Annotated in this window: 11 protein-coding genes; 2 read left to right on the top strand and 9 right to left on the bottom strand. The window is 45.7% G+C overall.

Features of this window, described 5'->3' with window-relative positions; all coding sequences use genetic code 11:
• Window positions 1-34: 34 nt before the first annotated feature.
• The 3 genes from BC8716_RS22015 to BC8716_RS22025 form a co-directional block, all read right to left on the bottom strand.
• Window positions 35-1,387, bottom strand: a complete 1,353-nt coding sequence (locus BC8716_RS22015) for an MATE family efflux transporter (protein WP_094429098.1) — start codon at window positions 1,385-1,387, stop codon at window positions 35-37.
• Window positions 1,384-1,974 (bottom strand): TetR/AcrR family transcriptional regulator, encoded by a 591-nt coding sequence (locus tag BC8716_RS22020; protein WP_094429099.1) that lies wholly within the window; start codon window positions 1,972-1,974, stop codon window positions 1,384-1,386. Before BC8716_RS22020 ends, BC8716_RS22015 begins: the two co-directional genes overlap by 4 nt.
• Window positions 1,975-2,099: 125 nt before the next feature.
• Window positions 2,100-2,696 (bottom strand): histidine phosphatase family protein, encoded by a 597-nt coding sequence (locus BC8716_RS22025; RefSeq protein ID WP_094429100.1) that lies wholly within the window; start codon window positions 2,694-2,696, stop codon window positions 2,100-2,102.
• Window positions 2,697-2,707: 11 nt separating this feature from the next.
• On the opposite strand from BC8716_RS22025, the gene BC8716_RS22030 reads away from it, so the two are divergent.
• Window positions 2,708-3,547 (top strand): alpha/beta fold hydrolase, encoded by an 840-nt coding sequence (locus tag BC8716_RS22030; RefSeq protein WP_157730517.1) that lies wholly within the window; start codon window positions 2,708-2,710, stop codon window positions 3,545-3,547.
• A gap of 72 nt (window positions 3,548-3,619) precedes the next feature.
• Here the strand turns inward: BC8716_RS22030 and BC8716_RS22035 are convergent, their stop codons facing one another.
• The 6 genes from BC8716_RS22035 to BC8716_RS22060 form a co-directional block, all read right to left on the bottom strand.
• Window positions 3,620-4,531, bottom strand: a complete 912-nt coding sequence (locus tag BC8716_RS22035) for an ABC transporter permease (protein ID WP_094429102.1) — start codon at window positions 4,529-4,531, stop codon at window positions 3,620-3,622.
• Window positions 4,532-4,543: 12 nt separating this feature from the next.
• On the bottom strand, window positions 4,544-5,548 hold the full coding sequence (locus BC8716_RS22040) for an ABC transporter permease (protein ID WP_094429103.1): 1,005 nt from the start codon (window positions 5,546-5,548) through the stop codon (window positions 4,544-4,546).
• Window positions 5,549-5,612: 64 nt separating this feature from the next.
• Window positions 5,613-7,268: an ABC transporter substrate-binding protein gene (locus BC8716_RS22045; protein WP_094429104.1), complete on the bottom strand. Its 1,656-nt coding sequence runs from the start codon at window positions 7,266-7,268 to the stop codon at window positions 5,613-5,615.
• Window positions 7,265-8,263 carry an ABC transporter ATP-binding protein gene (locus tag BC8716_RS22050; protein ID WP_094429105.1) on the bottom strand — a complete coding sequence of 333 codons (999 nt, stop codon included), beginning with the start codon at window positions 8,261-8,263 and terminating at the stop codon, window positions 7,265-7,267. Before BC8716_RS22050 ends, BC8716_RS22045 begins: the two co-directional genes overlap by 4 nt.
• A complete protein-coding gene (locus BC8716_RS22055; RefSeq protein ID WP_094429106.1) occupies window positions 8,253-9,242 on the bottom strand; it encodes an ABC transporter ATP-binding protein in 990 nt (329 codons plus the stop codon). The genes BC8716_RS22050 and BC8716_RS22055 overlap by 11 nt, the downstream gene beginning before the upstream one ends.
• 314 nt (window positions 9,243-9,556) lie before the next feature.
• Window positions 9,557-11,386 (bottom strand): hypothetical protein, encoded by a 1,830-nt coding sequence (locus BC8716_RS22060; protein ID WP_094429107.1) that lies wholly within the window; start codon window positions 11,384-11,386, stop codon window positions 9,557-9,559.
• Window positions 11,387-11,727: 341 nt separating this feature from the next.
• Between BC8716_RS22060 and BC8716_RS22065 the strand changes: the two genes are divergently transcribed.
• Window positions 11,728-12,975, top strand: a complete 1,248-nt coding sequence (locus BC8716_RS22065; RefSeq protein WP_094429108.1) for a YeeE/YedE family protein — start codon at window positions 11,728-11,730, stop codon at window positions 12,973-12,975.
• The last annotated feature ends 78 nt before the right edge of the window (window positions 12,976-13,053 follow it).

A 13,053-nucleotide genomic window follows, 5' to 3' on the forward strand; every position in this document is an offset into this window, starting at 1 on the left:
GTTTTTATGCACTTTTTTTAACTTGACGATAACATTAAAGTCCTTTATCCTCTCTAAAAACAATCCGGTTTCGCTTTAAATAGACGATGATCAATGCCAATACTGCTAGTTCGGCGAACGGGATGGATAGCCAAATCGCATTGACGCCAAATACAAACGGGACGGTAAGGAGAAACAGCAACATAAATAGAATCTCTCTGCCCGCGGTAATCCACGTCGCTACTGCCACAGAACCAATTGATTGAAAATAACTCATTAAGACAAAATTAATCCCCATGACAAAATAAGCAATGAAAAACAAGCGTATCCCAAGGGTAGCCATTTCCTTTACTTCAGTGGGAAAATCACCAAATAAATGGACAATCGGTGTAGCTGCCACTTGGCCAATTAAGAAGCAAGCCGCCCCAGCGATAAAAGCAGTCCTTATAGCAATTCGCATAATCGCCCGTTTTTTCGCGGCTTCCTCTGCTCCGTGGAAGTAGCTGATGATCGGCTGAATCGCCGATCCCATTCCTAAGAACATAAGCAACATGACGCCATGAACATAATTTAAAACAGAAAAAGCCGCTACGCCCACTGTGCCCGCTAAACGGGCAAACATAATGTTATGTGAAATCGTAAATACAGAAATGCCTACTTCAGCGAGAAAACTTGGGAAGCCAAACGTAAACGCTTTGACCATTAAAGGCTTTTCAAATCTAAATTTAACAAGTTTAAGATTGCTTTTTTTCGTAAAAAAGTGGGAAGTGAGCACAAGCAACCCTAGTGTTGCCGCCAAAATCGTACCAAAAGCAATTTCCCGAACACCCATATCAAATACATATAAAATCATATAGTTGATCCCTACATTGGAAAAAGCGGTTGTCACAAGCGCTGCCATCGCCAAGTTTGGATTGCCGTCATTTCGTACAAAAATGCTAAATGCATTTTCCAACGTAAAAACAAAGCCAAACACTAAAAATACATTCATATAATCAGCGGCAAACGGAGCCGTTTCATCATTGGCGCCTAACGCATAAACGAGCGGTTCATGGAACATCCAAGCAATCAGTCCAATGATAAGCGTGCCCACCCCAATTAAGACAAGCGAATGCGTAAAAATAAACCGGGCACGCTCCGGTTCTTTTCGCCCCATGCTCTGAGAGTACAGGGTCGCACCGCCAATGCCAAGCCAAAGGGACATCGCGACAAAAACGGTGTATACAGGTCCAGCAATATTAACACCAGCAAGAGCGACTGGGCCCAATTTATTTCCAACCATTATTCCATCAACCGCTAAGTTGACAGCCATTAAAATCATCCCAACCAGTGAGGGGATTAAATAACGGATGAATATTTTCCCTATTGGTTGTGTGTCTAAAGGATTTTGTGTATGTTCTGTTCTCATTGTCCTTCACCTACCATAATTCCTCGCCAAAAAACAGCCCACCCAGCAGCCGTCTTTTTCTTGATTCTTTCTTTGTCTGCCCCATATACGAGCTCAATAGCTAAAGCATCCAACAATGCCATAAAAGCAAGCGTCGGCGTTTCCGGGTTTTGGCTGCCGATTCGTTTCGCCTTTATCGCCTTCGCAAACAACTGATAGATGAGCCTTTCAATTTGCTCCTCATTGCGCATAAAAATTTCCTCAACTGCATCATAAAGATGAACAGGTGGGAAAAACGAAATCCGCAACCAGAAGAAAAACCGTTCATCTTCCTCTACAAGTCGTTTATGTTCAGACACATAACGGAAAAGTTGTTGTTCAAATGCTTCGTCTTCGAAGTCCCCGAGCAGCTGCCTTTTCATATCCAATTCCAACTCAGCCACATCATGAACGACTTGCATAAACAAATCGTCTTTCCCGTCAAAATACGTATAAATGCTCTGTTTTTTTATGCCCGCTTCATGGGCGATTTGCGCCAACGATGCACCTTCATAGCCATGCCTTGAAAAAAATTTAAACGCGGCCGTTTTAATGTCTTTTGCTGTCATTTCCACCCCACCTTCCGAACGTTCGTCAGGTAATTATAGCAAATGCGGCTCGGAAAGAGTAGTTTTATTTTTTAAGAGAACAAGCCAGCTTGGAAGCACAATGCATCCAAGCTGGCTTGTATTTTCTAGGAAAGGTCGATTTTTGTGATTGTTTGCCCTACTAGATCGATATGAAAAACTTCGGGGCACTGCATTTGTTTCCATTGCTGAAAACCAAATTGTCGATCGATTGCATGCAACAGCAACGAAATTAGGTTTCCATGACTAACAATAACAGTCGGTTCTTCTGTTTTTGCGGCTTCCTCCACAACGGCCAATATCCGCTTCTTTGCCTGATTGGATGACTCGCCACCTGGCCATTTTTTGTCCATGTCGTAAAAACTGCTCTCTAACAATTCCAGCCAATTGTCTGCCGGTTTCCCGCATAAAACCCGTTCCTGCAAACGTTGGTCTTGCTTTATATGAAGCGCTAATTTTTCTGCGGTTGGTTTAGCGGTCGCCACTGCACGGGCAAATGGGCTTGAAACGATATGTTTAATGCCTTTTCGATGAAAAAAATTAGCTAAGCGCTCAGCATCGCTTTCCCCCTTCTCTGTTAAGGGAGCATCGGGCTGTTGCCCAGTTGCCTCGGCATGCCGAACGATATATAAGGATGATTTCAGTGTTAACGCCTCCTTTACAACGCTCTTAAACTCATGGGAAAATAATGAAAAAACAGACAAGGAGTTTCCCTATGCACATCCAACTGTCAGATGGCTGTCTCGTCTATGCTCATAAGCGTGGCACCGGATTACCAACACTCTTTCTACATGGCGGCCCTGGATATTGGAGCGGCTCTTTTGAACAGCTTGCTGGCCCCATATTGGAGAAAACAAGAACAATGATCTATCTTGACCAACGAGGCTGCGGTCGTTCACAACATGCGCCTTCGTCTACCTACCGTTATGACCGCTTGCTTACAGATATGGAAGAAGTCCGCCGTTTTTTTGGCTTTCACAAGTGGAGCGTGTTCGGTCACTCGTTTGGCGGCTTACTCGCCTTTCTCTATGCCTTACAGTACCCTAACCGTGTAGATTCGTTAATTTTATGCAATACAACGTTGTATATGGCTGAATCGTTAACCTATCAACTAAAGTATGGGAGCAACCTTCTCGGGAAAACCGCTAACCCGCCTACACAAACAAGTTTATTGGTAAAGCACTTTCAAGATACCATTATCCAACTCCGTGAAGGTGGAAACTGGGAACGTATCCAGTTTCAACACACCGCACATGCAAAACGGTTAGAACAGGCCGACGATTGCCCCGACAATCAAAGCGACCATCGCTTTCAGCAGGCATTCTTGCATTCTGACTTGTTCGCAATCGATTATCGAAAACGGACAACTGAATTTTTTAAGCCTGTCCTCATTCTTGCAGGAAAGCATGATCATGCAATCGGCCCTCACCATTATCAGCGTTTCTCGTTTCCAAACCAACAAATTGCGCTACTCAATTGTGGCCACCATCCTTACGCTGAAGATGGTTCAAGTTTTTACAATGAAATTGAACGATTCACAAGTGAGAAGCTGTAAACAGACAGGGGCTAATCGTGTTTACGACTCGTAGATGCTTTCGCCCCTTAAACTGCTTCATCACTCATTGCCTTATTTTCGTTTCATTTTCGGGTCCAATGCATCGCGCAACCCATCGCCGATCATGTTAAAACCAAGCACGACTAGCATAATCGACAAACCTGGGAAAAGGACAGACCAGTAGGCGTTTTGAATATAGCCTCTTGAATCAGCAAGCATTTTGCCCCACTCTGGCGTCGGCGGACTCGCCCCCATGCCGAGAAAGCCAAGTGCGGCCGCTTCAATAATGGCGACGCCAAATCCCAATGTCGCCTGGACAATGATCGGCGCCATGCTGTTCGGGAGAATATGGTGAAACAGCAAACGGCCGTTTTTCATTCCTTGGGCACGGGCCGCCATTACGAACTCTTCCTGTTTAAGGCTGATGACTTTAGACCGTACAAGGCGCGCAAAGATCGGTACGTTAATAATCGCAATCGCTAACATCGCGTTGGAAAGCGATGGGCCTAGAATGGCGACAATGGCAATCGCCAGCAAAATGCTCGGAAAAGCAAGCATCACATCAAAGACACGGGAAAGAAGCATATCAACCCACTTTCCGTAAAAGCCTGCAATTAGCCCGAGCAGCGTACCGACAACCATTGCGCCAGTGACGGCGAAAAAGCCGATTAAAAGGGAAATCCGCGCTCCGTAAGCGACTCTTGTAAACACGTCGCGGCCGAGATCGTCCGTGCCAAACCAATGATCGCCAGAAGGGGGCAATAACCGAATCGCCGAATTGGTTTCAGCAAATGAATATGGCGTTAAATAAGGGGCCAGCAATGCGAGTAATAGAAAACAGGTAATAATGATTAAACCAATTAAAGATAGTTTATTTTCGATTAGCTGAACAATCATAGTCGCCCATGGAGACTTTGCTTTGTTCTCCTTTTTATCTGGACGCTTGGGAGATGGGTTTGTTGCTAACTGCGTTTCCGTTTCCACATCCGGTCCCCCCTAATCATATTTAATCCGCGGGTCAATGGCGGCATAAAGCAAATCAACCACTAAATTAATACAAACAAAAATGAAGGCGATCACAAGAATCCCTGATTGAATGACCGGATAATCCCGGTATGAAATGGCGTCATAAATGTAGCGTCCAATCCCTGGCCAACTGAATATCGTCTCCGTTAAAATCGCACCACCTAACAGAGTGCCCGCTTGTAAACCGACAACTGTGATGACAGGAATAAAGGCGTTTTTCAAGGCATGTTTGTAGATGACAACAGACTGGTTCGACCCTTTTGCTTGGACAGTGCGAATATAATCAGACCGGAGCACTTCAAGCATGCTTGAACGGGTCATCCTCGCAATAATCGCCATCGGAATGGTGCCAAGGGCAACCATTGGCAAGACTAAGTGTTTGAGCGTCGTCCCCAATTGCTGCCAATTCCCAGTCAATGCTGCATCTAAAATATACAGATGTGTGATCGCTTCAACCGGTTCACGAGGATTGTTGCGGCCAAAAGCTGGAAACCAGCCAAGCTCCTGGGCAAAAAACCATTGTTCCATTAATGCGAGCCAGAAGACGGGCATGGAAACGCCAATCAGTGCGATAACCATGCTTGTATAGTCAAAAATCGAGTTTTGCTTCCAGGCGCTAATAATTCCGGCGTTGACGCCAACAAAAATCGCAAACAACATCGCAAAAACCGTTAACTCTAATGTTCCGGCCAAATACGGCCACATTTCTTGGGCAATGTCATTATTCGTCCTAAGGGAAACCCCTAAGTCGCCTGATAGCAAATCGGATATGTAAACGCCATATTGCACCCAAAACGGCTCATTTAAGCCAAGCTGCTCTTCAAGTGCTGCAATTGCTTGCGGCGTTGCTTGTTCCCCTAAAATCGTTTGCGCTGGGTTCCCAGGAATGAGCTGGATAATCGAAAATGTCACAAGCGTCATGCCAAAGAGAACCGGTATAAGCAAAAGAACCCGGCGGATCGCGTACGCCAACATCGGCATCACCTCATCTTATTGAATAAAGACAGGCAGCAGGGAATTGTCTGCTGCCTGCAGTAGGCTAATTTGAAATTTCTACATGTTTCAAGCTCTCGCTTGTTGACGGGTGCGGAACATAGCCGGAAATGGTGTCGACGCCAGCGAGCGCAGGAATGGCGTGGACAAGAGGCACCATTGGCGCTTCCTCATGAATAATCAATTGCGCTTCTTCGTACAATGCTGCCCGCTCCTCTGGATCAATCGTCGTCTTTGCTTCCGCTAACAAGGCATCGACTTCTTCATGGCTAAAAAACATTTGGTTGCTGCCAGGAATACCGTCTGTAGACAACAAGCTGCCGAGGAAATAATCAGGGTCGCCATTAACGCCAGACCAGCCAAGCATGAACATATCTTGATAGCCAAGCTCGATTTCCTCAAGGTACGTTGCCCATTCTTTTGTAACGATATTAGCGGTAATGTTTAATTCACTCAGGGCATCTTGGATCACCACCGCTGCCTGTTCAGGATCAGGCATGTAAGGGCGGCTCACCGGCATCGTCCACAAATCAAATTCAAATCCATCGCCATAACCAGCTTCTTCGAGCAATTCTTTTGCTTTATCCATATCATATTCATAGGCGACAACGTCATCATTGTGGCCAAGGTAGTCTTTCGGTACAGCATTGGCAGCAGGCTCTGCCAATCCACCGTAAATATTATTAATAATTTCGTTTTTATCAATGGCGTGGTTAATAGCCTGGCGTACGCGGACATCATCAAATGGCTCTTTTTCTATGTTGAATCCTAGATAGCCAACGTTGTTTGGCGTCCGTTCAAACGTTGTTAATCCTGCTTGTCCTTCAATCATGGCGGCATCATCAGGGGCAAGGCCATCCATTAAATCAATTTCGCCAGATTGGAGCGCTGTTAAGCGCGCTGAGTTATCAGGGATCACTTGGAAAGTGACGCCATCTAGTTTTGGCAAGCCATCCTGCCAATAATCTTCATTTTTCTCGAGGACAATGCTCGCGTCTTTTGTCCAACTGACAAATTTGAACGGCCCTGTACCAACTGGATTTTCATCAATATCAGCGCCATATTCTTCAAGGGCTGCTGGAGATGTTATCGCAAAATAGCTCATTCCCATGTTTTGTAAAAATGAACCAAGGGGTTTGGACAGGATAAACTCGACTTCATAATCACTAATGACGTTAATTTCCTCAATCACATGGCCTTCATCGCCTTTAAAACCGCCGAACTGAGTGCCGTATACACTGTAACTGTACCCCTCATCGGTAAAGGCATACTGATGGTCTGGGTCAGCCCAGCGCTCAAAATTTGTTTTCACCGCATCAGCGTTAAATGGCGTGCCATCGTGAAACGTAACGCCTTCTTGTAAATAGAACACATAACGGAGCCCATCGTCATCAACGTCCCAATCTTTAGCAAGCCCTGGCTCCAGTTCAAATGAATCATCGGCAAATTCAATCAGCGTTTCATAAATTTGTTTGGTCACACGGGACGATTCCCCGTCTGTAACCGAAGCATAATCAAGGCTTTGCGAGTCGCCGCCACGGGCAAAAATAAGCGTGCCCCCGCTGCTGCTTTCTTCACCGCCGTTGTTGTTTTGTTCCCCAGTTCCATTTCCATCTGTGCCTGTTTCATCGCCTCCGCATGCACCAAGGACAAAGACGGCTAACAACGCCGCAGAGAAAAGAGGCATTTTTGCTTTTTTCATTTGGTCATCTCCTTTTCGTTGGTTTCATTGTACAAATGGCACGCTGTAAACTGGCCATTGCCGACGTCACGCCAAACAGGCGTTTTTGTTTTGCATATGTCCATACACGAGGGACAGCGCGTGTGGAACGTACAGCCACTTGGCGGATTTGACGGGCTTGGCACATCGCCAGTAAGAACAATCCGTTCATTCTTAATGTCTGGGTCAGGAACGGGAACGGCCGACAATAATGCTTTTGTATACGGATGCTTCGGCGTCTCATATAACGTGTCTTTGTCCGCCAATTCGACAAGCCGCCCAAGATACATCACACCGACACGGTCACTGATATGCTTGACGACGCTTAAATCATGGGCAATAAACAAATATGTAAGCTTAAATTCGTCTTTTAATCGTTCCATTAAATTTAAAATTTGTGACTGCACTGAAACGTCTAATGCGGAAACTGGCTCATCGCAAATCACAAGTTTTGGGTTTACCGCGAGCGCCCTGGCAATACCAATCCGTTGGCGCTGGCCGCCGCTAAACTGATGAGGGTAACGCTTTGCATGTTCTGGACGCAAGCCCACCGTTTCTAAAAGCTCTGCGACTTTCTGTTTTCGTTCTTCCTTCGTGCCAATGCCATGTACGTTTAAAGGCTCGCTTATGATTTTTTCAACTGTGTGCCGTGGATTCAGGGAAGCATATGGATCTTGGAAAATCATTTGCATATCTCGGCGCAATTTTCGTACATCTTCAGCAGACAAAGCCGTCACTTTTTGACCGTTAAAAACGACTTCCCCTTCCGTCGGCTCGATTAAGCGCAAAATCGACTTCCCCGTCGTCGACTTTCCGCAGCCTGATTCGCCAACAATTCCTAAAATTTCGCCTTCCCTGACCGAAAATGTCACTCCGTCTACTGCTTTCACTTCTCCGATTTTTCTGGAAAATATGCCCCCATTAATAGAAAAATACGTTTTTAACTGCTTTACTTCCAAAATCGGCTTAGCCGGCATCTTCGTTGCCTCCTTCGTATAGCAAACAACGGCAAGCATGGCCGTCCTCTAGCTCAAGAAGCGCTGGATTTTTCTGAAAACAGGCCTCAAAAGCAAATTCGCAGCGTTCAGCAAAACGGCAACCTTGTTTAATTGCTCCTGGCTGTGGGACAGTGCCTGGAATCGAATACAATTGCTGTTTTCGCTCTGTAAGCTTTGGCAGCGAACGGATAAGTCCCTGTGTATACGGATGTTTCGGCTGTTTTAAAATCGTCCGCACAGTCCCTTCTTCCACGACTTGTCCAGCATACATGACAACGACCCGGTGGCAAATGTCGGCAACAACGCCTAAGTCATGGGTAATGAGCAAAATCGCCATTCCTTTTTGTTCATTCAACGATTTCATTAAATCCAGAATTTGCGCTTGTATCGTGACATCGAGCGCCGTTGTCGGTTCATCTGCAATAAGCACTTCTGGATCGCAAGACATTGCCATCGCAATCATAATCCGCTGCCGCATTCCGCCTGAAAGCTGGTGGGGATACTCATGAATGATTTCCTCCGCTCGCGGTATGCCGACATCGCGTACTAGTTGAATCGCTTTGGCACGGGCTTCTTTTTTGCTGATTTTGTTATGGTTGCGAATCGCCTCAATCAGTTGGTTTCCAATTGTAAACAGAGGGTTAAGGGACGTCATCGGCTCTTGGAAAATCATTGAGATTTCTTTTCCTCTTACACGTTTCATTCGCTTGGCCTTTGCTTTGGCAATGTTTTCGCCTTTATAGAGGATTTCGCCACCGGCAATTTTTCCAGGCGGACTCGGAATTAACTGCATAATCGACAGCGACGTTACGCTTTTGCCGCAGCCAGATTCACCGACAATCCCTAACACTTCCCCTTTTCGGACATGAAGGCTGACGCCGTCTACTGCAGGAACGGCTGTTTTGCCAGACTGGAACGTTGTCTGCAAATCTTTAAGCTCTAACACCACTTGTTCCATCGGCATCCTCCTTTTTCAAAAGTATCGAAATATATCTTTTAAGATACATAAGTTTTCATAATAAAGCAATAAATTTTTACACTTTTATTATTATTTTTCCTTCATTTTTAATTCTCTATGTTATGTTTTCTAACAAGGATCGTTTTTTACGCTTTTTTCTTTACAATTCGTTTTTTCACTTACAAACCCTTCCTGTCTTAATTAGTTGCATGTTTCGATTTTCCTTCTATGAATTTCCCTTCTTTTCCTTATTCAAAAAAACAACGGGCTAAAAACGAGCCCGTTGTTTTTTCGTCTGCGTCTTTATTCTGTTCTTACTCGGCTCCTGCTTCACTGTCTGTCTCTTGTTCAGGACCGTTTTGGTTTTCTGGTTCTCCACCTGTTTGCGTTTCATCGAGTTCAAATTCTTCCACTTCGCCAAATTCGTCATCGACGGTTGCATTCGTAAATTCAATGACTTGCAATACATTTTCTTCTGTATCGACCACAATTGCTTCAATCTCATCGCCTGGCTCAATAAACACCGCATTGGCGCTAGTAGTGACGTCAAATTCAAGCACACGGCTCTCCCCTTCTAGCAACACTTGCAAAAAGCGGCTATTAAATGTATCGCTTACCCGGTATACCGTACCAGAGACAGTTTCTTGCTCGTATAAATCGGTCGGGATATAGTCATCATCCGCCAAATCAGTCGCCAACATTTGCCGATAATTATGAAAGGCTTCTTCGCGGGATGCGCCTCTTGCCACGCTAGAAGAATCGGCGTGTACCATCGCAATTTCACGCATTAAGCCACTTTGGTCGACAACGGGCACGACCCACGTATAATTGTCGTAAACCGAATAAAGAACAGGTTGCGTTCCCTCCCACTGTTCACGTTGGTAGGAACGGTTGACAGCATCAAGAGCTCCACGGGCATTTGTCATGCCTGAATTGCCCGTATAATAGGTTGCTTCCCCTGTTTGCGCATTTACCATTGTAAAGCCAACCATCGCATTTGAATCTTGATTTGGCCGCATATGGTCGATCATCCAGTACATATCGCCATCAGCCCCTAATACGCCGATCATTTCCTCGTCGCTTGTCGGTTGGTGCACGCCTTCCTTCGCAAACAACGCGTTGATTAAGCCGTTGCTGTAAGTGCCAAACCAGTTCGCATAATCGAGGGCGATGCGGTAATCAATCGCATTGTCGACAAACTCAGGCTGTTCCCCTAATCGATACTGTTCCATATCCCCCGTCACCGCATCGACCAAAATCACGCCGTCTGCTTTCGGGGCTGTGCGGTAGTGTTTGTAATAAGCATACGAATAGGCATAATACGGGTTGCCATCATCATCTGGTTCAAACGAATAGTCAAGTAAAATGATATCACCATATGCTTTACGGACATGGCGGTCAAGGTTCTCACCAAAAAAAGCACTCGGCACGTATTTCATTTCATAGTCATCAACAAGCTGTGCTTCCGCATTCGGATTCTCAGCACTAACCATGACATAGCCTGGTGCATGGTCAGCGCGCAGCCACCGCCAAATACTCGAATATTCAATCGGCGATACCCAGAACAGTTCGTCATTGATTTTCTGGATGCTCGTTTCCCCTAATTCATAAAACGAGTAATTGTCAATGTTGCCAAAGACGATTTCCGATTTGTAGCGTGCATATGTATAAGGCACGGAACGAACCCCGTCTTCTGTCACCGATTCAATTTGCTCTTCACTTACCTCAAATTCACCAAGCTGTGCGAGTTCTTTCGTTACGGTCAATGGATACACATAATTCATTGCTAACAAACCAAGCAAAAGCAAAACGCCAATGCCGCTTTCCTTTCCGACAGAAAAACTTGGTTTTTTTAACTTTTTCACCTTGCTGCCTGATTTTTTGCTTGGTTTCGGAACGACATGAAATAGCCCGGAAACAATTAAATTGATCGCGACAACAAAGCCAAACGTATTTAATAGGCCAGTGACACTAACGTCAATTAACCATACATAAATAAATAGAAAGCTAAGTACAAGTCCAAATAAATAACGGGCTCCTTGTGCATACAACCACGATTTCTGTCTCTCTTTTAAGCGATTGGCCCATGTAAATACATTTAAATTGACACACGTTAAAGCCATGATCAAAATCCAACTAAGCATATCTTTCTCCCCCTCTCCTTCCATTTATACGCATGCTGGCGCTAAAAAGTTTCATAGAAATAAGGCTTGTCCCTTGGATTCTAATTGCACTTAGTCACCTTCCCTTGATGAAACACTATCTTCCATTTTCCTTGCTTGTTTGGCCATATCGAACTGCGAAGCGTCCTCCTGCCGCTGTTTTCGTTAATGATGTTCCCTGAAAAGCCTTATGAACAGACGGTTTGTTTCTAATTCCATGGTCTTCCTCCCTTTTATCCTGTTTCCTCGTTTCCTTGACAGAAATACAAATAGCCTTTACGATATAATTCGGACTAAATTAATAAGATTAGAAGGTGATTTTGTTGTCTGTAATCGCATCATCGCAACCGCACCGAGACATCCAACAGAACAAAGCACCCGCTTTAAACCGCCCACAAAACCGGCTTGTCATTGGCGGCCTTGTGGTCGCGGCAGCGTTCACACTATTTTTGGCTTTTACACAAAATATTGTCCAACCGCTGCTCCTTGTCATCGGTTTAGGGCTTGGGTATACGTTGTTCCATGCTCGTTTCGGCTTTACATCGGCTTTTCGGCGCCTAGCCTCTGTCGGCAACGGCCAAGCCATCCGTGCCCATATGGTCATGCTTGCTGTTGCTTGCTCTTTATTTGCGCCGATTCTCGCAATAGGCACAACTTTCTTTGGCGCTGAGGCAACAGGCAACGTCTCGCCTGTTGGCGTCAGTTTGATTGTCGGTGCCTTTTTGTTCGGCATCGGCATGCAGCTTGGCGGCGGCTGTGCCTCAGGGACTTTGTATGCCGTTGGCGGCGGCCGTTCTGTTATGTTTATTACGCTATTATTCTTTATCATCGGCTCAACGATTGGCGCCGCACACTTTAACTTTTGGATGAACGATATGCCAGCCGCAGAACCGTTTTCCCTCGCTACGTCGACGAACCTTGGTTACGGCGGGGCTTGGCTCGTATCGTTGTTGATTTTTGGAGCCGCCATTCTGTTGTCGCTCTGGATTGAGAAAAAACGCAACCCGCCGAAAATGGCTGCTTTGCCGTCAGCAAGTGGGTGGAAACGGATTTTTCGCGGTTCGTGGCCACTTATGGCCGCTGCAGTTGCCTTAGCAGTGCTTAATGCGCTCACTCTTCTTACGCGCGGTTCGCCATGGGGTGTGACGTCAGCTTTCACGCTCTGGGGCTCAAAAGCAGCAGATGCGCTTGGATTTAATGTAGAAAGTTGGGGTTACTGGCAAGGCAACGTTGACGCGCTCCATGCGTCCATTTTCGCCGATACGACAACCGTATTGAACTTTGGCGTCATTTTAGGAGCCTTTATTGCGTCTGCCGCAGGTGGCTTATTCAAATTCTCAAACATTACCGCCAAAAATGCCGCAGCGTCCGTAATTGGCGGATTGCTTATGGGCTACGGCGCACGCCTTGCTTTTGGCTGTAACGTCGGCGCTTATTTTAGCGGTATTGCTTCCTTTAGTGCCCATGGCTATATTTGGGGGGTAATGGCACTTGGCGGTACCTTTTTGGCTCTGTATTTACGGCCTCTTTTTGGCCTTTCCGTGCCAAAACCGAAAGACACATTTTGTTAAACTGAACCGGCTTGGGAATCTTTCCTAGCCGGTTTTTTGCGCTCTAACGCCTTCAATTAAGGTTATTGTAGCATAGTG

The sequence above is a fragment of the Shouchella clausii genome, from assembly GCF_002250115.1.
Lineage (GTDB): Bacteria > Bacillota > Bacilli > Bacillales > Bacillaceae_D > Shouchella > Shouchella clausii.

Bases quoted from the DNA above. Each gene is read 5' to 3' on its own strand.
- BC8716_RS22015 (WP_094429098.1), bottom strand. From the start codon at position 1,387: ATGAGAACAGAACATACACAAAATCCTTTAGACACACAACCAATAGGG.
- BC8716_RS22020 (WP_094429099.1), bottom strand. From the start codon at position 1,974: ATGACAGCAAAAGACATTAAAACGGCCGCGTTTAAATTTTTTTCAAGG.
- BC8716_RS22030 (WP_157730517.1), top strand. From the start codon at position 2,708: ATGCACATCCAACTGTCAGATGGCTGTCTCGTCTATGCTCATAAGCGT.
- BC8716_RS22040 (WP_094429103.1), bottom strand. From the start codon at position 5,548: ATGTTGGCGTACGCGATCCGCCGGGTTCTTTTGCTTATACCGGTTCTC.
- BC8716_RS22045 (WP_094429104.1), bottom strand. From the start codon at position 7,268: ATGAAAAAAGCAAAAATGCCTCTTTTCTCTGCGGCGTTGTTAGCCGTC.
- BC8716_RS22050 (WP_094429105.1), bottom strand. From the start codon at position 8,263: ATGCCGGCTAAGCCGATTTTGGAAGTAAAGCAGTTAAAAACGTATTTT.
- BC8716_RS22055 (WP_094429106.1), bottom strand. From the start codon at position 9,242: ATGGAACAAGTGGTGTTAGAGCTTAAAGATTTGCAGACAACGTTCCAG.
- BC8716_RS22060 (WP_094429107.1), bottom strand. From the start codon at position 11,386: ATGCTTAGTTGGATTTTGATCATGGCTTTAACGTGTGTCAATTTAAAT.